This is a genomic window from Kitasatospora sp. NPDC085895, from assembly GCF_040702125.1.
Classification (GTDB): domain Bacteria; phylum Actinomycetota; class Actinomycetes; order Streptomycetales; family Streptomycetaceae; genus Kitasatospora; species Kitasatospora arboriphila.
Genome location: NZ_JBFBJY010000008.1, coordinates 1 through 19,680, shown reverse-complemented (window position 1 = coordinate 19,680; position 19,680 = coordinate 1). Strand labels below are relative to the sequence as shown.

Here is a 19,680-nt window from a genome sequence, read left to right as displayed (position 1 = left end):
CATGGACCGCATCTCCCTGACCCGCGCGTACCTGGCCGAACTGGGCCGGCCCGGAGCCGACGCCCGGACGGCCGGACCGGCGGGCCCGGTCGGCCCGGTCGGCTCCGCGTTCCTCGACGGGATGTACGAGGGCAGGTACCTGTCCCGGCCGCTGTTCCTCGGCCACGCCGAACAGGTGCAGCTCCACGCCGACCTGGAGAACCTGCGCACCGCCCTGGCGGCCCTCCCCGACCTGCTCTTCGGCGGCGACTTCGAGGCGTTCGCCCGGGCCGTCGGGCTGACCGACGTCCAGGTCTCCGCCGTGATGCGCGGCCGCGGCGCGACCGTGAGCCGGCAGACCCGGGCCGACCTCTACGCCGACGACACCGGCTTCAAGCTGCTCGAACTCAACATCGGCAGCGCCGTCGGCGGGATGGACAACCCCGACATGTGCCGGGAGCTGCTCGCCCGCCCGCACCTCGCGGACTTCGCCGAACGCCACAAGCTCGGCTTCGTGGACTCGCTCCGCGAACAGGTCGAGAACATCGTGGTGGAGAGCGGCTACGGCCCCGGGGACAACCCCGTGGTCGCGCTGACCGACTGGCCGGACGCGTACGGGCGGATGCTCCCCTACATGGAGGCGCTCTGCGAACGCTGGGGCGAGTACGGGCTGGAGGCGTACCCCTGCCACGTCGGGCAGCTGGAGGCGCGGGACGGCCGGGTGTGGCTGGGGGAGCGGCCCGTCGACATCGTCTTCCGGGTGTTCCTGATCGGCGACCTGCTCAAGTCGCCGGGGTCCCTGCACCTGGTCGACCCGATCCTCGACGCCGCCGACCGCGGCGAGGTCCGGATCTTCACGCCGCTGGACTCGGCCGTGTACGCCAGCAAGGGCGCCCTCGCCCTGCTCTCCGACGAGCGGAACCGGCGGCTGTTCGGCGCCGACGTGCTGGCGGGCCTCGACCGGATCCTCACCTGGACGCGGATGGTCCGCCCGGGCCCGGTCACCCTGGAGGACGGGGAGTCCGTCGACCTCGTCGAGTACGCCCTGGCCCACCAGCACGACCTGGTGCTCAAGCCCACCTCGCTGGCCGGCGGCACCGGCGTGCTGCCCGGTTGGACACCGGGCCTGACCGCGCAGGAGTGGAGCACGCGCATCCACGCGGCGCTCGACCGCCCGTACATCCTCCAGCGGCGGGTCCGGCCCTCCGTCGAGCTCTTCGCCGACGACAACGGCGAACTCCGCCCCTGGACACCGCTGTGGGGGGTGTTCACCGTGGTCAACGGCTACGGCGGCGCCTACGTACGCGCCACCCCCGCCGACGGCGGAGGACTGGTCGTCAACCTCGCCACGGGGGCGCACGCCGGTCCCGTCCTCCACGGACTCGCCCCGAGCTGACCTGGCCCGGGGAGTCAGTGCCCGCGCGGTGCGTACATGATGACGGCGACCCCGACCAGGCAGACCAGGGCGCCGATCACGTCGTAGCGGTCCGGCCGGTAGCCGTCCACGACCATGCCCCAGGCGAGCGAACCCGCGACGAAGACACCGCCGTACGCGGCCAGGATCCGGCCGAAGTCCGCGTCGTCCTGCAGGGTCGCCACGAAGCCGTACGCGCCGAGCGCCAGCACCCCGGCGCCGATCCACACCCACCCGCGGTGCTCCCGGGTGCCCTGCCACACCAGCCAGGCGCCGCCGATCTCCAGCAGGGCGGCGAGCAGGAACAGCAGGACGGAACGCAGGACGGTCATGGCCCGACCCTATGCGCTGCGACGGTCCTGCCCGCCCGGGTGTGCACGCCCGGGCGGGCAGGACCGGGCCCGTCGTCAGACCGCGGCGGGGACGGGGCGGCGGTCCTTGAGGTGGATGCCCAGGGCCACCAGGGCCGTCGCCGTGGCCAGGACGCCCACCGCCGCCGCCAGGGAGCCGACCAGCGCGGCGGCGGCCAGCAGCACGAGCGGGCAGACGAACTCGCCGAGGAAGAAGGCCGCCGTCCACAGGCCGGTGCCGCGGCCGCGGTCCGCGTGGTCCAGCAGGGCCATCGCCCTGGTCAGCAGCAGCGGCAGCAGGACGCCGGTGCCGAGGCAGTTGACCACGGCGCCGGCCACCAGCAGCGGCGCCCGGCCGGTGACCGCCATCAGCACGAATCCGGCCGCGCAGAGCGCCAGCACCTGCGGCAGGAAGCGCTGCGCCCGGGCCGTGAAGCGGGCGAAGCCGGCCGCCCCGGCGACGGTGGCCGCACTGGCCAGTGCGGTCGCCGCGCCGATCACGGCCGGCGCGGTCACCCCCAGGTCGTCCAGCAGGTAGGAGGTCTCCACCGGCACGGTGTAGAACACCACCGCGCCGAACACCGTCAGTCCGCAGGTCGGCGCCAACCGCCGCCAGGGGAAGGGCCGTTCCTCGCCGCCGCCCGGTTCGGCCGGCTCCGCCGGAGCGTCCGCGGCAGCGGTGGCGGCGGCGGCGGCCTTCGGCGCGGGCCGCAGCACGGTCGCCATCAGCGGCGCCAGCAGCAGGCTCACCGCGTACGCCCAGAACGGCGCCCGCCAGCCGGCCGAGCCGACGGCCCCGCCGATCGCGAAGAACGCGGTGGCGGAGACGGCGGCGCACATCGTCTGCAGGGCGAGGTAGCGGTCCCGGGTGCGGCCGCTCCAGTAGTCGCCGATCAGGGTGGTGCAGCAGGTCATGATGACGGCCTCGGTGACGCCGACGAGCGCCCGGCTGGCGACGATCGCCCCGAGCGAGTCGAGCCAGAGCGGCGCCGTGCCGACGAACGCGTACGCGACGGTCGCCCCGACCAGCAGCCGGTGCCGGCCGAGCCGGTCGATCAGCACGCCGGCGAACGGGGCGAGCAGGGCGAGCGCCAGCGCGGGGATCGTCAGGGCGACCGGCACCAGCGCGTCGGCGCCGGGGGTGGCGGCGAAGTGGTCCTGGATCCCGGGCAGGACGGGGGCGATGAGGACGGCGCCCAGGATCGGCAGGCAACTGCCGGCCATCAGCAGCACGGCCTTGAGCCGCAGGCCGGGAACGGACGCGGCCGGTCCGTCGGCGACCGCCGGCGCGGGGGCGACTGCCGTGGCGGGGGCGGCGGGCAGGTCGGGGTCGGCGGTCGCCACGGGGGCGTCGGTGCTGTCGTCGGGGGCGATGGGGGCGGGCACTTGATCTCCGTTCACGGACGGTGGGCAGGTGGGGCGCTCGACTGTCGGCGTGGAACGCGCCTACTACTACCAGCAGTTCGTTGCGGCTCCCAGCCCTCGCCCACCCCGTGGGACGGCCCCGCCCCGGCCCCGGCAGCGCCCGGTGGCGGCCGCTACCAGGGCACGACCTGCCCGCGGTGGTCGACGAAGTGGAGTCCGGGCTTCCCGCGGTGGGCCTCGATCGTGTCCACCACCCCGGGAATGCTCTCCTCCACACCGAGTTCGGCCTCCGGACCGCCGAGTTCGGTGCGGACCCAGCCCGGGTCCATCAGCAGCAGCGTCCGCGGGTCGTCCGCGTGCCGGGCGGCGTGACAGCGCATCAGCTGGTTCAGCGCGGACTTGCTCGCCCGGTACAGGTCCTGCCCGCCGTCGGTGTTGAGGGCGATGCTGCCCTGGTCGGAGGACATCACGCCGATCGTCCCGGCCGGGGCGACCAGCGGGCGCAGCCACTCGACGACGCGCATCGGGCCGAGCGCGTTGGTGGCCATCACCTCGGTGAACATCTCCGTCGGGACCTCGCCGATCGGGAGGTCGCCGCGGGTGACGGCGGCGTTGACGAAGAGCAGGTCGAGCGTGCGTCCCGCCAGCCGGCCGCGCAGGGCGGTGATCCCCCCGGGGTCGGTCATCTCCAGCGACTCGACGGCGAGGCGGCCCCCGGACTCCTCGGCCAGGTCGTGCAGGCCGGTGCGCCGGCTGCCGCGGACGGTGCCGATGACGTCCCAGCCGCGGCGCAGGTGCTCCGCGGCCAGTTCGAGGCCCAAGGTCCGGGAGGCGCCGACGATCAGGGCGGTCGGGCGGGTGTCGGTCATGTCGTTTCCCGTCGTGCGTGGGGAGCGCCGCGTCGGCGGCGTCTCCGCGGAAGTGGTGACGGAGCGTCAGGGTGGGCCGCCGGTCGGGCGGCCGGTCCGTCGTCGGTGCGTCACTGCGCGCCGACGGGCCGTCGTGCACCGAGTCTCCGGCGGGCCCGACCGGCCGTCCAATACCCTTCGGTCCGCATTGATACCGTCCGGGTATGGATCTCGACCTGCGGAAGCTCCGCTACTTCGTCGCGGTGGCCGAACACCGGCACTTCGGCCGGGCCGCGCGGGCCCTGTTCATCGCCCAGCCCGTCCTCAGCCGCCAGATCCGGGTCTTCGAGCGGGAGTTCGGCTGCCCGTTGCTCGAACGGACCACCCGCAGCGTCGAACTGACCCCGGCCGGGCAGCGGTTGTACGAGGAGGCACGGAGGATCACCGCGGTGGTGGACTCGGCCGTCCGCCGCGTGCACGAGGCCGCGCGCGGCGAACAGCGCCTGGTCGTCGCCTTCGCGCCGGGCCTGCACGTCTCGCACGCCGTCCGGGCCTTCGCCCGGAGCCACCCGGACGTCGCCGTCGACGTCTTCCCGCTGCGCTGGTGGGAGCGGGACGCGCCGCTGCGCGACGGCCGCGTCCACGTCGCGTACCTCCGCCGGCCGTTCGACGACACGGCACTGCGCACCGTCGCCGTCGACCGGGAGACCAAGGTGGCGTGCCTGCCCGTCACGCATCCACTGGCCGGGCGCCCCGCACTCACCACGGCGGACCTCGACGGCGAGCCCCTCCTCGACGGCAAGGAACGGCGGACCTCCACGCTGGAGGGCAAGTTCGAGCTCATCGCCTCCGGGCAGGGCATCGCACTCGTCCCCGCCGGCGTCGCCGACTCGTACTCCCGCCCGGACCTCGTCCACCTGCCGGTGACCGACCTCCAGCCGGTCGAGACCTGCCTCGCCGTGCCGCAGGACGACTGCACCGGGCCCGCAGCCGACTTCCTCGACCTCGCGGCCGCCCTCCTGCGCCCCCATGCGGACGGCGCCGCTGCCCCGGCCCCCGCCGCCGACGAGTAGGACGACCTGTCCTCCAAGGGCGTGCGGGCGCCTCACGGGGGCGCGTGGGGAGGCACCTTCCGGCCGTCGGCCGGGGGCACCCCGCGCGCGCCCCTGAACCGGCCGTTCGAGCGCCCTTCGGGCAAGCCGGGGCAGGCCCGTCAGCGGTAGGGGACCACCGCCACCGGGCAGGTGACGTGGTGGATCGCCGCATGGGTCACCGGGCCGACGTGGCCGCCGAAGGTCACCCGCCGGTCGTGGCGGCCGACCACCAGCAGGCCGACGTCCTCGCCGACGGCCTCCACCACCGCGAGCGCGGCGCTGCCGGGCACCACGGTCGCCTCCACCTCGACGTCCGGATGCTCGGTGCGCCACGGCTGCAACGCCTCGGCGAGCGCCTGCTCCTCGGCCGACGCCAGGTCCGCGGAGATCGCCGCGATCGCGCCGAAGGCCATGTACTCGCTGCCCGCCGGCGGCCCGGCCGCGTGCAGCACCCGCAGCGGCACCCCGCGCTGCGCGGCGGCCCGGAAGGCGAAGTCCAGCACCTCGGGGCAGTCGTGGCGGAGGTCCAGCGCGAGGGCGACGGCACCGTGGGCCGGGGCCGGGCCGTCCCCGCCGCCGGCCCGGACGAGCACCACCGGGCAGGCCGCCCCGGCCAGCACCTCCTGGCTGACCGAGCCGACCAGGAAGCCGCGCAGCGTGCTCAGCCCGCGCGAGCCCAGCACCAGCACGGACGCCTTCTCGCCGGCGGCCTTCAGCACGGCGGCGGGCGCGTCGGGCACCAGCCGCGAGGTGACCGCCACGTCGCCGGCGGACGCCCGTACCGCGGCCTCCTGGTCGGCCAGTTGCTGCCGGACCCAGTGGTCCGCGTCCTCGCCGCCGAGGACGTGGTGCTTGGGCCAGGGCCAGGCCTGGACGAGTTCCAGCGGCAGCCCGCGCAGCGCCGCCTCGACGGTCGCCCACTGCAGGGCGGCGATGCTCTCGGCCGAGCCGTCGTACCCGACGACGACGGGTCCGTTCACGGGATCCTCCCGGTGGTGCGATCGTTCGGTGCCGGTACGGCCGGGCCGGGCCGGCGGGCACGGCGTGCGGGCACGCCGCGGGCGGCGCCGGGAACGCGCCGCCGGGGTACGTCCGTGCCGCGTGCGCCCCATCGCACCAGTCTCGCGCGATCGGAGACAGGGCCGGACGGCCCTTCCCCGGACGACGGCCGGGGGAACGCCCGGCCGAGCCCCGGCGAACCACGCCGACCGGTACGGCCACGGGGTACCTCGGGTCGCCCGGGAGGGCGGACCGGATGCCCTACCGGGGTACCGCGCCGTAGCGGAACGGCAGGGCACCGACCCACCGCGTCCGCCCGGCCCCGTTCGGCGGACCGGCCGCCCCGGCGGACCCGGCAGCCTGGCGGTCCGCGCGGCCCCGGGCTCTACTGGGGCGAGACGGCCGAGGAACCGGCCGCCGACAGCGCGCGCCCGGTGCGCCCGCCGTGCCCGCCGGAGGACAGCCGTGAACGACAACGCCCGCCCCGAGCCCGGCCGCGACCCGAACGGGGACCCGTCGCAGGGCCCCGACGAGCCGGATCCCGCCGCGATCGCCCGCCGGATCGACGAACGCCGCGACGCCCTGGGCCTGACCGAGGCCGAACTCGCCGCCAAGGCCGGGATGGCGACCCGCTACCTTCAGCACCTCGCCGAAGCCGGACCCGCCTTCGACCCCGGAGGGTTCCTCCGCCTCGCGAGCGCCCTCGGGCTCAGCCGCCGCGAGCTCGTCGAGGGCCGCACCGACGAGGCACCGGGCCGGGCCGCGGCTCCGGAGCACCCCGTGCTGGTCCCGCTCACCGTCCGCGAGTGCTGGGACCGGATCGGCGACCACGGCGTCGGCCGGGTCGCCGTCCCCGCCGGCCCCGGCCCCGCCTTCCTCCCGGTGAACTACGTCGTCGACGCGGGCACCGTCGCCTACCGGACCGTCCCGCACAGCGCCGCCGCACCGGACTCCGGCACCTCCCTCTCCTTCCAGATCGACCGGATCGACGAGCGGCTCAGCCGCGGCTGGAGCGTGCTGCTGGCCGGCACGGCGGAACACGTGACCGCGCACGAGGAGATCGACCGCCTCGCCGGGCGCCCCGGGTCCGAACCGTGGTCGGGCGGCGACAACCCGCTCTGGATCCGGATCCGGCCCACCCGGGTCACCGGCCGCCGCGTCGGCTCACTCTGAGCCCGGTCGCCGCGCGGGAGGCACTCCGCCCGGCCACCACCGGCACGGCCGCTCCGATCGACAGGTCCCCTCCACGGATCCCACGGATCCTGCCGGGCGCGCGACTCCGGACGCCCACCGCCGCGCGCCGATCCGACACGATCCGAACGGGAGGGCCTAGCCTGGCCGGGCCATGACGATCGCCATCGCCCTGCTCACCCAGGACCTCCGCCTGCACGACAACCCGGTGCTGGACGCCGCGGCCCGCAGCGCCGACGAGGTCGTCCCGTTCTTCGTGCTCGACCCCGGTGTCGAGGCGGCCGGATTCGCCGCCCCCAACCGCCGGGCCTTCCTCGCGGCCTGCCTGACCGACCTCGACGCCTCGCTCCGCCGGATCGGCGGGCGGCTGCTGATCCGCCGGGGCTCCGCGGCGGCCGAGACGGCGCGCCTCGCGGAGGAGACCGGCGCGGTCGCCGTCCACGTCGCCGCTGGCGTCAGCTCCTTCGCGCGGCGCCGCGAGAGCGCCCTGCAAAAACACCTCGGCGACCGCCTCCACGTGCACGACGGCTCCCTCACCGCCCTCGTCCCTGGCGCCGCCGCGCCCACCGGCAAGGACCACTACGCCGTCTTCACCCCGTACTTCCGTGCCTGGCAGCGGAGTTCGCGCCGCTCGCCGCACCGGGCACCGCGGAGCCTGCGCACCCCCGCGGGCCTCGCCGGGACGGACCCGGACGCGATCCGCCCCGAGCGCGCCGACTCGCCGGGCCTGCCGCCCGGCGGGGAGACCGAGGCCCGCAGGCGCTGGAAGGCCTGGGACGTCACCGCCTACGAGGAGGTGCACGACGACCTGGCCGCCGACGGGACGTCACGTCTCTCCCCCTACCTGCACTTCGGCTGCCTCTCCGCGACCGAGCTGGTGGACCTCGCCGAACGCCGCGGCGGCCCCGGCACGGAGGCCTTCGTCCGACAGCTCGTCTGGCGGGACTTCCACCACCAGGTGCTCGCTGCCCGGCCGGACGCCGCCTGGCAGGACTACCGCGGCAAGGGCGACCGGTGGCGCGAGGACTCCCGCGAGGCCGAGGCCTGGCGGCAGGGCCGCACCGGCTTCCCCGTGGTCGACGCCGGGATGCGCCAACTCGCCCACGAGGGCTGGATGCACAACCGGGCCAGGCTGCTCACCGCCTCCTTCCTGACCAAGACGCTGTACCAGGACTGGCGGACCGGAGCCCGGCACTTCCTGCACCTGCTGGTCGACGGCGACCTCGCCAACAACCAGCTCAACTGGCAGTGGGTGGCCGGCACCGGCACGGACACCCGGCCCAACCGGGTGCTCAACCCGCTCACCCAGGCCGACCGACTCGACCCGGACGGCGCCTACGTACGCCGGTGGGTGCCCGAACTCGCCCACCTCCGGGGCCGGTCCGTCCACCGGCCCTGGCTGCTGGAGCGTCCGCCGGCCGACTACCCGGCGCCCCTGGTCGACCCGGGCGAGGTGGCGGCGCGACTGCGGCGGGGTCGGGGCCTGGACTGACCGGGCCGGCCCGGCCGCCCCCGGACCACCCGCCGACCGCCCGACCTGCGAGGCCGAATGGACGCCCTGCTGCACGCGCTGAAGATCACCGGCGCGATGACCTGGGAGATCACCTGGGCGCTGATCCTGGGCTTCCTGCTGTCGGCGATCGTCCAGGCCGTCGTCCACCGGGAGACGGTCGCCCGGGCGCTGGGCGACGCCCGGCCGCGGACCCTGGCGCTCGCCGCCGGCCTCGGCACGGCCTCGTCCTCCTGCTCGTACGCCGCCGTCGCACTGGCCCGCTCGCTGTTCCGCAAGGGCGCCGACTTCACCGCGGCGATGGCCTTCGAGATCGCCTCGACCAACCTGGTCGTCGAACTCGGGTTGATCCTGGCGCTGCTGATGGGATGGCAGTTCACGGCGGCCGAGTTCACCGGCGGCCCGATCATGATCGTGGTGCTGGCGGTGCTCTTCCGGCGGTTCCTCCGGGCGCCGATGGTCCGGGAGGCGCGGGAGCACGCCGACCGCGGGGCGGCCGGCTCGATGGAGGGCCACGCCGCGATGGACATGGGCGTGCGCCGCGACGGCGGCTTCCTCCGGCGGCTGGCCTCGCCCGAGGGCTTCACCTCGGTCTCGCACGTCTTCGTGATGGAGTGGGCCGCGATCCTGCGGGACCTCGTCCTCGGCCTGCTGATCGCCGGGGCGGTCGCCGCCTGGGTGCCGGACTCCTTCTGGGAGGCCTTCTTCTTCACCGGCCACCCCGTCGCGGCGGAGATCTGGGGCCCGCTGATCGGTCCGGTGGTGGCCGTCGCCTCGTTCGTCTGCTCGATCGGCAACGTGCCGCTCGCGGTGGTCCTGTGGAAGGGCGGCATCAGCTTCGGCGGCGTGGTCTCGTTCATCTTCGCCGACCTGCTGATCCTGCCGATCCTCAACATCTACCGGAAGTACTACGGACGCCGGACGACGCTTTTCCTGCTCGTCACCTTCTACACCGCGACGGTCGCCGCCGGGTACGCCGTGGAACTCGTCTTCGGCGCGCTCGGCCTGATCCCCGACCAGGCGGACGCCACCGTGCCCTCCGAAGGGGTCCGCTGGGACTACACCACCTGGCTGAACATCGCCTTCCTGCTGCTCGCCGCGGTGCTGACGGTCCGCTTCCTGCGCACCGGCGGCGCCGGAATGCTGCGGGCGATGGGCGGCGGCCCCGACGCGGCGCAGCACGGGCACGGCACCGTCCCCGGGGCGGGTCCCCCCGTGTGATCGCGCTCCGGCGGGGCAGGCGCGTCCCGATCGGGGCCGCCGGGCCCCGCGGCAGCGAACGGAGGCCGATCATGGCCGAGTCTGTGCCACCCCCGGGACGCGCCACCCGTGCCGACCGGGCCGGCAGTCCGCAGAAGGGCACGATCCGGACGAACGTGCCGGCCCGCCTGGACCGGCTGCCCTGGTCGCGCTGGCACTGGCGCATCGTCATCGGCCTCGGGACGGTGTGGATCCTGGACGGCCTCGAAGTCACCATCGTCGGCAACATGGCCTCCCGGCTGGCCGAGTCGGGCAGCGGCATCGACATCAGTGCCGCCCAGGTGACCACCACCGCGGCGGCCCTCTACGTCGCCGGTGCGTGCAGCGGCGCCCTCTTCTTCGGCTGGCTGACCGACCGCCTCGGCCGGAAGAAGCTCTTCATGGTGACGCTCGGCGTCTACCTCGCGGCGACCGCCGTCACCGCCCTCGCCTGGACGCCCTGGTTCTTCTTCCTCTGCCGGTTCTTCACCGGCTTCGGCATCGGCGGCGAGTACGCGGCGATCAACTCGGCGATCGACGAGCTGATCCCGGCCAGGGTCCGCGGCAGGGTCGACCTGATCATCAACGGCAGCTTCTGGATCGGTGCCGCGATCGGCGCCTTCGCCTCGATCGCCCTGCTGAACACCGCGCTGTTCGCGACCGACGTCGGCTGGCGGCTCTCCTTCGCCCTCGGCGTCGTTCTCGGCCTCGTCATCCTGCTGGTGCGGCGACACGTCCCGGAGAGCCCCCGCTGGCTCTTCACGCACGGCCGCGCCGAGGAGGCCGAACGCCTGGTGGACGACGTGGAACGGACGGTCGCGCAGGAGACCGGGGAGGAGCTCCCGCCCGCCACCGAGGAGATCACCATCAGGCCCAGGGGCGCGCTCGGGTTCATCACCATCGCCCGGACGGTGACCTCCACCTATCCGCGGCGGACGATCCTCGGCCTCGCCCTCTTCGTCGGCCAGGCCTTCCTCTACAACTCCGTCACCTTCGGCTACGCGGTGATCCTGACGACGTTCTTCGACGTCCCGGACGGCAACACCGGGTACTACTTCGCCGTCATCGCCGTCGGCAACTTCCTCGGACCGCTGCTGCTCGGCCACCTCTTCGACTCGGTCGGCCGCAAACCGATGATCGCCGGCACCTACATCGGCTCGGGCGTGCTGCTCTTCCTGACGGCCTACCTCTTCCAGCAGGGCACGCTCGACGCGACGACCATGACGGTGTGCTGGACGGCCGTGCTGTTCCTCGCCTCCGCCGGCGCCAGTGCCGCCTACCTGACCGTCAGCGAGATCTTCCCGCTGGAGACCAGGGCGCTGTGCATCGCGTTCTTCTACGCCGTCGGCACCGCGATCGGCGGCATCACGGGACCGCTGCTCTTCAACGGCCTGGTCAGCAGCGGCAAGACCGCCGACACCACGCTCGCCTTCTCGATCGGCGCCGCACTGATGGTGGTGGCGGGACTCGTCGAGGCGGCGATCGGGGTGAAGGCCGAGCGCCGCAGCCTGGAGTCGCTCGCCGCGCCGCTCAGCCAGGTGCAGGCCGCGGCCGCCGGGCCCTCCTGACGGCGGGGCGGCAGGCCGTGACACCGGTGCGCGGCACCGGTCCGGCCGGGCGGCGACCGCGCCACTCGCGGTCCCCCGCCCGGCCGGGTTCTTCCCGGCGGAGCCGGGCAGACGCGGAACCGGAGCCTCTCCGCCCGCGGCGGACCGGGCCGCGGCCACCGGCACCGCGGCCGCCGGACGGCAGTCGTGGGCGGGGGACAGCCGCTCCGACGGGAGCAGCGCACACAGTGGTCGGACACGGTCGACGGGGTGAGCACATGGCGAAGGGCGCTGCAGGTCGGCCACGGCACACCGTCGGGGCCGCACGGCCCGTCTCCGAACGCCGCCGGTGCTACTTCGGCGCACCCGGGGACATCCGGTCGGGCCGCGACTTCACCACCAGGGTCCTCGACGAGTGGGGGCGCCCCGGCGGCGAGGAGCGTCGTGCCGACATGCTGCTGGTGGTCTCCGAACTGCTCTCCAACGCCCTCCTGCACGGCGGCAGCCCGATCGAACTCACCCTGGTGCGGGACGGCCCGTCCGCCCGGGTCGAGGTCTTCGACGGCGGACCGGGCAGCCCCGCCCCCCGCGAACCGCTGGAGGCCGCCAACCGGCCCGGCGGCCGGGGACTGCACATCGTCGACCGGCTGAGCACCGGCTGGGGGGTCGTCCCGCACCACCGGGGCAAGACCGTCTGGGCGGACCTCAGCCTCGCCGGCCAGGACGGGCCGGACAGCGAGGAGCACCACTGACCCGGCCCGTGCATCGGACGGCGGCGCCGGGGCAGACGCGGGTGGGGGAACCTCCCCCGCAAGCCCGAAAGGAGACAGCCGATGCTCGCGCTCGGACTCCTGCTGCTGGCGGCGACCGGTGCCTTCACCGGACTGCTGATCGCCGACAACCTCGACGGCGGACCGACCACCACGGTGGCCGTGCTCGGCAACCACATCGCCACCATGAACAGCCTCGCGGTCTTCCTCGCAGGGATCGCGCTGACCCTGATCTTCGTCTTCGGCTGCCTGCTGGTGGCCGCCGGCAGCCGCCGGCACCGCCGCCGCAGCGCCGAACTGCGCACCTCCCGCCGGGCCCGCGCCGTGGCCGCCCCGGCGGAGCCCGCCACCACCGGGCCGTACACCGACCAGCCCTACGCCGCCGCGCCCGAGCCGCAGCCGTACGCGGACCGGGCACCGCTCGGCGGCGCCACGGGCGGCCCGGCCGACCCCGGGACGCACGCCCCGACCGCCACCGGGCTGCGGGCCGACGACACGGCGCCCGAGCCCGCCCCGCAGGCGCAGGCGCAGCCGCAGCCGAAGCGGAGGCAGGGTCTGATCCATCGCCTCGGCCACTGAGCCCCGGCACGTCCGGGACGCCGGGCGCGGGCGTGCGCCGTACGCTGCGCATGCCCGCGCCCGTCCCGCGCCGGCCCTCCGGAGGGAGTAGAGCATGCCGTCCGCAGCCCTCTTCGACGTCGACGGAACGCTGCTCGACACCAACTACCTGCACACCGCCGCCTGGTCGGAGGCGCTCGCCCAGTTCGGGTACGAGCCGGCGACCGCGCGCATCCACCGGGCGATCGGCATGGCCGGCGACCAGCTGCTCGACCACCTGCTCGGCACCGACCGGGACCACGCGCAGGACGACGCGATCAGCGCCGCCCAGCAGGCGCTCTACGCCCGCTTCTGGCCCCGGCTGCGGGCCTTCGACGGCGCGGCGGACCTGCTCCGCGAGGTCGCCGCACGCGGACGGCGGGTGGTGCTGGCCAGTTCGGCCTCCGGACGCGACCTGGAGGTGATGCGGCGGGTGCTCGGGGCCGAGGACGTGCTCTGGGCGGCCACCGGCGCCGACGACGTCGAGACCTCCAAACCCGCCCCCGACCTGGTGCACGCCGCCCTCGAACGGGCCGAGGCGGGGCCCGGCGAGGCCCTGTTCGTCGGCGACACCCGGTGGGACGTCCAGGCCGCGGCGGCGGCCGGTGTCCCGTGCATCGCCGTCACCTGCGGCGGGGTGGGGGAGTGCGAGCTGCGCGCCGCCGGCGCCCTGGAGGTCCACGCCGATCCGGCCGCACTGCTCGCCGCCCTCGACGACAGCGCCCTGGGCCGGACCTGACGGCCCCACGCGCCCCCGTGCGGCATCCGTACGCCTTTCAGGACCTAGCGTCCGCGGCGGGCGCCCTGGAGCAGGACGAACACGGCGACCGCGGCCGCGGCCCCGCAGACCGTCCGCAGGGCCACCGCCGCCAGGAGAGGTCGGGACCGTCCACCGCCGTCACCTCCGTCCGCCCCCCGGCGGCTCCGGGGAAGTCGCTCGGCCCCCCGAGGCACGCCGGGCCCGGGGGATCCGTTGCACGCCTACCCGGGCGGGCCCGCCGGACACCGCCCGATCCGCGGGCATCCGGCCAGTGGATTCGCACCTTTCGCCGTTCTCATTCCGGTTTCATCCGCTGGGTGGGGTTAGCGACCCGCCGAGCGGGTACAACGATCAGGCGGAGGTGTCGGGCCCAGGCTGCCCCCCTCCGCGACCCGGTGGCCGTCGGCCGCCGGGGATTCCGGCACCTCGACGTGCCGGGGCGCCACCGTCTGAAGCCGTCGGGCGGCCGGGTGTCCCACCCCCCGCAGTGTGCTGCGCCGTGCGCGCACGTCCTGCGGTCCCCCCGCCCCACGGAGATGACTCCCCGTGTCCGCTGTTGCCGCTTCCCCGACCGCCGCCGCCCCTGCGGCGCCCGTCGAACCCACCACCGCCCCGGCTCCGCGCCCGACCCAGCAGGAGATGCGGGCCATGGGCAAGGCCGAGGCCCGGGCCCTCAGCGACGCGCTCTTCGAGCGCCTCGCCGCCCTCGAACCCGGCACCCACGAGTACAGCTACGTCCGCGGCACCATCATCGAGCTGAACATGCCGCTGGTCCGCTTCGTCGCCGCGGGCTTCCGCCACCGAGCCGCCGACATGGACGACATCCTGCAGGTCGGGACGGTCGGCCTGATCAAGGCGGTGGACGGCTACGACCACCGGCGCGGCGTCGAGTTCGTCACCTACGCGATCCCGACGATCACCGGCGAGGTCAAGCGGTTCTTCCGCGACACCACCTGGCCCGTGCGGGTGCCGCGCAGCCTGCAGGAGCTCTACCTGACCGTGGCGCGCTCCTCCGACCGGCTGGAGCAGGACCTCGGCCGGCTGCCCACCCCGCAGGAGCTCGCCGAGGAGCTCGGACTCGCACCCGACCAGGTCGCCGCGGGCCTCACCGCCGGCCGCGCCTACCGCTCGGACTCGCTGGACGCGCTCCGCGAGGACAGCCCGGACGAGCCCGGCAGCTCCCTCCTGGACCGCCTCGGCGCCTGCGACGCGGACTTCGACCTGGTCGACTTCCGGGAGTCCGTCCGCCCGCTGCTGCAGGAGCTGCCGGAGCGCGAGCGGACGGTGCTGAAGCTGCGGTTCTGGGGCGGCCACACCCAGTCGGAGATCGCGGCCCGGATCGGCGTCTCCCAGATGCACGTCTCCCGCATCCTCGCCGCCACGCTCCGCCAGCTGCGCGAACGCCTGGACGACGCAGGCCCGGACGGCGCCCGCCGGCCCGCCCCGACCGGATGACCCGAAGATCGCGGGTGCACCTCAAGGGGCGCGGGGACCGCGCAACGAGGACGCGGGCCACCGTACGGACCGCGTTCGGGCCCGGGCCGCCGTGACACCGGCCCCGGATCGCGCGGCCCCGCGCCCCTGAACGGACCACCCGAACGCCCTGACCGGCTCGGGCGGGCCGGGCGCGGTCGCCGGGCTACGCTGGCTCCGTGGCAGGCCGCGCCGAACACCACCCCGAGGCGCCGCCCGGCCCGGAGCCCGACAACGGCGCCGGGGCGGACGAGCGGTCCGTGCTGCAGGCCACCGTCGACCGGCTGCGGGCCGAGGTCGAGGGCCTGCAGACCGCCATGCGCACCCGCGCCGTCATCGAACAGGCCAAGGGCATGCTCGCGGAGCGCGAGGGCGGCACCCCCGACCAGGCCTTCGACCGGCTCGTCCGGCTCTCCCAGGACACCAACCGCAAGCTGGTGGAGATCGCCGCCGAGGTGGTGGGCGTCGCCGCCCCCATCGAGGACCGGACGGCCGCACCGGACCGCCCCGGCCCGGTGGCCGCCGGCGCGGAGCCGGTCGAGCCGCCCGGTCCGACGCCCGTCCCCGGCCCGGCCGCCCCGGAACCCGCCGCCGACGGGCTGCCCGCCCGCGGACTCGCCGCCCGCTACCACCTCGCCGCGGCCGCGCTGGCCTCCGCCGGCACCACCGAGGACCTCGCCCGGCTGCTGCACGACACCGCCCTGGCCCCGCTCGGCGTCACCGCCGCCGTCCTCGCCCTGCTCGAACCCGACGGCGCGCTGCGCCTGGTCGGCAGCCACGGAGTCTCCGCGCACCGGCTCAGCCAGTGGCAGCGGATCCCGCCGATGACCGCCCTGCCGCTCACCGAGGCCGCCCAGTCGGGCGCCCCCGTCTGGGTCGCCACCCGCAAGGACTTCGCGGCCCGCTACCCCGACGTCCCCGGCGAGGACCTCGTCCCCGGCCGCACGGTGTGCGCGCTGCCGCTGCGCACCGGCGGCCGGGTGATCGGCGCGATGAAGCTCGGCTGGGCCGAGGAGTACCGGCCCGATCCGGACACCGAGCGGTACCTCGCCGCGGTGGCCGCGCTCTGCGCCGCCGAACTGGAACGGGTCGGCGCGGGCGGCACCGCAGGGCCCGGCCGGGCCGCGCCGGTCGCCGAGCCGTGGTTCCGGGCCGTGCTGGACGCGCTGCTCGACCCGGTGCTGATCCTCGGCGCCGTCCGCGACACCGGCGGCGGCGTCACCGACCTGCGGGTCGAGCACGCCAACGCGGCCACCGTCGACCTGGCCGGCCGCACCCCCGGCGACATGGTGGGCCGCCGGCTCACCGAGCTGTACCCGGGCATGGTCGCCTCCGGCACCTTCGGCCGGCTGCTGGAGGTCGCCGCCACCGGCGTCCCGTACGAGGGCGGTGCCGAACGCTTCGAGGAGGTCGTCGGCGGCGCCGTCCGGGCCTCCGCGATGACCCTGCACGCCACGCCGTTCCTGGACGGCGTGCTGGTCAGCTGGCGCGCCCACGACGAGCGGGACCGGCGGGAGACCCAGCTCGCCCAGGCCCAGCGGCTCGCCCGGCTCGGCACCTGGAGCTGGGAGCCGGGCAGCACCCGGCTCACCTGCTCGCCCGAGGTCCCCCGGCTGCTCGGCCTGCCCGACGACGGCAGCGGTGGGATCGGCCTCGCCCGGGCCCTGGCCGCCGTCGCACCGGGCGACCGCGAGGAGGTCCGCTCCGCCGCCGCCGGACTGCTCGCCGGGGCCGCCGACACCACGCTGGAGTTCCGGGTCGGCCGGGAGGCGGAGGCGCGCAGCCTGCGGGTGCTCGCCACCGCCGTCCCCGGCCTCGACCGCTCCGCCGCCGTCGCCGTCCGCGGCGTGGTGCAGGACGTCACCGGCCGGCGCCGCGCCGAGCAGGCCCTCGCCGGCACCCGGACCCGGCTCGCCGAGCAGCGCCGCCGGGCCGACACCGAGCACCGGGCCGTCGTCGCCCTGCAGCGCGCCCTGATGGACGCCCCGGCGGGCCCGCGCACCCCCGGACTGCGCACCGCCGCCCGCTACCTGCCCGCCGGGCGGGGCAACAAGGTCGGCGGCGACTGGTGGGACGTCCTCGCCCTGCCCGACGGCACCGTGCTCGTCGTGGTCGGCGACGTCTCCGGCCACGGCCTGCCCGCCGCCGCCGGCATGGCCAACCTGCGGCACGCCCTGCGCGGCCTCGCCTACACCGGCGCACCGCCCGAGGAACTGCTCGCCCGGCTCAACCGGATGCTCTGCCACGAACGCGGCAACTACACCGCCACCGCCGTCTGCGGCCGCCTCGACCCGGCCGCCCGCACCCTCGACTGGGCCCGGGCCGGCCACCTGCCGCCCGTCGTCACCCGCGGCGGTGGCGAGGCCCGGCTGCTGGAGATGCCCGACGGCATGCTCCTCGGCGCGGTGCCCGGCGCCCGCTACCGCCCCGCCCGGCTGCGGCTGGAACCCGGCGACACGCTGCTGCTCTACACCGACGGCCTGGTCGAGCGCCGTGGCGGCGACCTCGGCCAGGGCGTGCACCGCCTGGTCGAGGCACTGCGCGACTACCGCGCCGACGACATCGAGGGCTGCCTCGACCACGTGCTGCGCCGCCTCGGCGCCCCCAACCCGCTCGACGACACCTGCCTGGTCGGGCTGCGCCTGGGCTGACCGGGGCCGCCGGCACGGCGCCGCCGGAGCGCTGCCGGGGACGGCGGCCCGCGCCGACCTATGGTGGAGGTGAGCACCCCCTCGTACGGGAGGAGCCGGCGATGGACGCCGACACTGCGGCGCGCGGCGGACCCGCGGGCGCCGACCAGCTGACCGTCTCCGTGGACCGGTCAGCCGGTCGCTGGGTGCTGGCGCCGGCCGGCGAGCTCGACCACGACAGCGCCGAGCCGTTCCGGGAGGCCCTCGACGGGGCGCTCCGCGACCCTCCCGACCTGGTCGTGGTGGACTGCTCCGGCCTGTTGTTCTGCGACTCCACCGGGCTGAACCTGCTGCTGCGCGCCCGGCTGTCGGCCCAGGCGGACGGTGGAGAGGTGGTGCTCGCCGCCCCCACCGCGATGGTGCGGCGGATGCTGGAGATCACCGGCGCCGGCGAGATCTTCCGGGTGGTCGACAGCACCGCCGAGGCGGGGCCCGGACCGGGCGGCGGTGGATGACCGGGCCCTTCGGGCCGGCCGGGCAGGTGCGGCGGCTGGCCCTGTACGAGTCCCGCGGCGCGGTCCAGCACTGCCGGGACTTCACCCGCGAGGCCCTGCACGACTGGGGCTGGCTGCCCGCGGTCGACGGGGAGCGCCTGGCGGTGGCCGAGGACGTGCTGCTGATGGTCAGCGAACTGGTCACCAACGCCTGCCTGCACGCCGGCGGGCCGCGCGAACTCGTCCTGCAGCGCACCGGCGGCGGACTGCGGGTCGAGGTGTCCGACGACAGCTTCGAGCTGCCCGTGCTCCAGACCGACCGCCCGCGGTCCTCGCCCGGCGGGCACGGACTGCGGGTGGTGGACCGGCTGGCCGCGTCCTGGGGCAGCGTGCCGCGCCCGCCCGGCAAGACCGTGTGGCTGGAGGTCGAGCAACCGGTGGAGGACTGAGCGCATCCGCCCGCCGCCCGCGGCGGACGGCGCCCCGCAGGCGGAGCGCCCGGCCCGCCGACGGTGGCAGAGTGGACGTGGAGGACACCCGTTCGGACGTGCCGCACCGTGCCGAGGACGACGATGAACCGACCGACCCCGCCCGAACACCACGGCCCCGGCGGACCCGACCGGTCCGCGGGCCGGTTCCTGCGCTCCGCCGGACCCGAACCCCCGGAGGCGTCCGCACCGCTGCCCGAGGAGGACCTGCGCCGGCTGCTGGCCGGGCTGACGGCCGTCCGCGACGGGGACTTCGGCACCCGGCTGCCGGACGGCGGCCCCGGGCTGCTCGGCGAGATCGCCGAGGTCTTCAACGGCATGGCCGAACAGCTGTCCCGGGTGACCGCCGAGGTGACCAGGGTGGCGCGCGAGGTCGGCAGCGAGGGCCGGCTCGGCGGCCAGGCCGAGGTCGAGGGCGTCTCCGGCACCTGGCGCGAACTGACCGACTCGGTGAACGCCATGGCCGGCAACCTCACCGGTCAGGTCCGCAACATCGCCCAGGTCACCACCGCCGTCGCGGAGGGCGATCTGACGCAGAAGATCGAGGTGGCGGCGCGCGGCGAGATCCTGGAGCTCAAGGACACGGTGAACACGATGGTCGACCGGCTGTCGGCGTTCGCGGGGGAGGTGACCCGGGTGGCCCGCGAGGTGGGCACCGAGGGGCGGCTCGGCGGTCAGGCGGACGTCCGCGACGTGTCCGGGACCTGGCGGGACCTCACCGACTCGGTCAACTCGATGGCCGGCAACCTCACCGCCCAGGTCCGCTCGATCGCCCAGGTCGCCACGGCGGTCGCGGAGGGCGATCTGACGCAGAAGATCGGCGTGGCGGCGCGCGGGGAGATCCTGGAGCTCAAGGACACGGTGAACACGATGGTCGACCGGCTGTCGGCGTTCGCGGGGGAGGTGACCCGGGTGGCCCGCGAGGTGGGCAC

The 19,680-nt window shown here is 75.7% G+C and carries 18 protein-coding genes; 14 read left to right on the top strand and 4 right to left on the bottom strand.

Features of this window, described 5'->3' with window-relative positions:
- Window position 1: 1 nt before the first annotated feature.
- Window positions 2-1,375, top strand: a complete 1,374-nt coding sequence (locus AB0442_RS07220; protein ID WP_366161253.1) for a hypothetical protein — start codon at window positions 2-4, stop codon at window positions 1,373-1,375.
- 14 nt (window positions 1,376-1,389) lie between these two features.
- Here AB0442_RS07220 and AB0442_RS07215 read toward each other — a convergent pair whose 3' ends face one another.
- From AB0442_RS07215 to AB0442_RS07205, 3 genes are all read right to left on the bottom strand, one after another.
- A complete protein-coding gene (locus AB0442_RS07215) occupies window positions 1,390-1,725 on the bottom strand; it encodes a YnfA family protein (RefSeq protein WP_344624790.1) in 336 nt (111 codons plus the stop codon).
- A 75-nt stretch (window positions 1,726-1,800) separates the two neighbouring features.
- Window positions 1,801-2,967 (bottom strand): MFS transporter, encoded by a 1,167-nt coding sequence (locus tag AB0442_RS07210; RefSeq protein WP_366161471.1) that lies wholly within the window; start codon window positions 2,965-2,967, stop codon window positions 1,801-1,803.
- A 314-nt stretch (window positions 2,968-3,281) separates the two neighbouring features.
- On the bottom strand, window positions 3,282-3,977 hold the full coding sequence (locus AB0442_RS07205; protein ID WP_366161250.1) for an SDR family NAD(P)-dependent oxidoreductase: 696 nt from the start codon (window positions 3,975-3,977) through the stop codon (window positions 3,282-3,284).
- A 203-nt stretch (window positions 3,978-4,180) separates the two neighbouring features.
- Here AB0442_RS07205 and AB0442_RS07200 point away from each other — a divergent pair, with 203 nt between their 5' ends.
- The gene (locus AB0442_RS07200) at window positions 4,181-5,029 is read left to right on the top strand and encodes a LysR family transcriptional regulator (RefSeq protein ID WP_366161248.1); all 849 of its coding nucleotides are present in this window, start codon (window positions 4,181-4,183) and stop codon (window positions 5,027-5,029) included.
- Window positions 5,030-5,169: 140 nt separating this feature from the next.
- Here AB0442_RS07200 and AB0442_RS07195 read toward each other — a convergent pair whose 3' ends face one another.
- The gene (locus AB0442_RS07195) at window positions 5,170-6,030 is read right to left on the bottom strand and encodes a universal stress protein (protein ID WP_366161246.1); all 861 of its coding nucleotides are present in this window, start codon (window positions 6,028-6,030) and stop codon (window positions 5,170-5,172) included.
- Window positions 6,031-6,514: 484 nt separating this feature from the next.
- On the opposite strand from AB0442_RS07195, the gene AB0442_RS07190 reads away from it, so the two are divergent.
- The 12 genes from AB0442_RS07190 to AB0442_RS07135 form a co-directional block, all read left to right on the top strand.
- Entirely contained in the window at window positions 6,515-7,222 is a 708-nt protein-coding gene (locus tag AB0442_RS07190; protein ID WP_366161244.1) for a pyridoxamine 5'-phosphate oxidase family protein, read from the top strand.
- A gap of 172 nt (window positions 7,223-7,394) precedes the next feature.
- A complete protein-coding gene (locus AB0442_RS07185) occupies window positions 7,395-8,732 on the top strand; it encodes a deoxyribodipyrimidine photo-lyase (RefSeq protein WP_366161242.1) in 1,338 nt (445 codons plus the stop codon).
- A 57-nt stretch (window positions 8,733-8,789) separates the two neighbouring features.
- On the top strand, window positions 8,790-9,971 hold the full coding sequence (locus AB0442_RS07180) for a permease (protein ID WP_366161240.1): 1,182 nt from the start codon (window positions 8,790-8,792) through the stop codon (window positions 9,969-9,971).
- Between the two features lie 71 nt (window positions 9,972-10,042).
- Entirely contained in the window at window positions 10,043-11,557 is a 1,515-nt protein-coding gene (locus AB0442_RS07175; RefSeq protein ID WP_366161238.1) for an MFS transporter, read from the top strand.
- Window positions 11,558-11,814: 257 nt separating this feature from the next.
- Window positions 11,815-12,288, top strand: a complete 474-nt coding sequence (locus AB0442_RS07170; RefSeq protein ID WP_366161236.1) for an ATP-binding protein — start codon at window positions 11,815-11,817, stop codon at window positions 12,286-12,288.
- Window positions 12,289-12,369: 81 nt separating this feature from the next.
- On the top strand, window positions 12,370-12,885 hold the full coding sequence (locus AB0442_RS07165; protein ID WP_366161234.1) for a hypothetical protein: 516 nt from the start codon (window positions 12,370-12,372) through the stop codon (window positions 12,883-12,885).
- Between the two features lie 94 nt (window positions 12,886-12,979).
- A complete protein-coding gene (locus AB0442_RS07160; RefSeq protein WP_366161232.1) occupies window positions 12,980-13,642 on the top strand; it encodes an HAD family hydrolase in 663 nt (220 codons plus the stop codon).
- Between the two features lie 567 nt (window positions 13,643-14,209).
- Entirely contained in the window at window positions 14,210-15,118 is a 909-nt protein-coding gene (locus AB0442_RS07155; RefSeq protein WP_366161230.1) for a SigB/SigF/SigG family RNA polymerase sigma factor, read from the top strand.
- A 197-nt stretch (window positions 15,119-15,315) separates the two neighbouring features.
- Window positions 15,316-17,787, top strand: coding sequence for a SpoIIE family protein phosphatase (locus tag AB0442_RS07150; protein ID WP_366161228.1), 2,472 nt, complete (start codon window positions 15,316-15,318; stop codon window positions 17,785-17,787).
- A 101-nt stretch (window positions 17,788-17,888) separates the two neighbouring features.
- A complete protein-coding gene (locus AB0442_RS07145) occupies window positions 17,889-18,281 on the top strand; it encodes an STAS domain-containing protein (protein WP_366161226.1) in 393 nt (130 codons plus the stop codon).
- Window positions 18,278-18,709 carry an ATP-binding protein gene (locus tag AB0442_RS07140; RefSeq protein WP_366161224.1) on the top strand — a complete coding sequence of 144 codons (432 nt, stop codon included), beginning with the start codon at window positions 18,278-18,280 and terminating at the stop codon, window positions 18,707-18,709. Before AB0442_RS07145 ends, AB0442_RS07140 begins: the two co-directional genes overlap by 4 nt.
- A gap of 123 nt (window positions 18,710-18,832) precedes the next feature.
- Window positions 18,833-19,680: HAMP domain-containing protein (locus tag AB0442_RS07135; RefSeq protein WP_366161222.1), on the top strand; the 848-nt coding region annotated here is incomplete at its 3' end.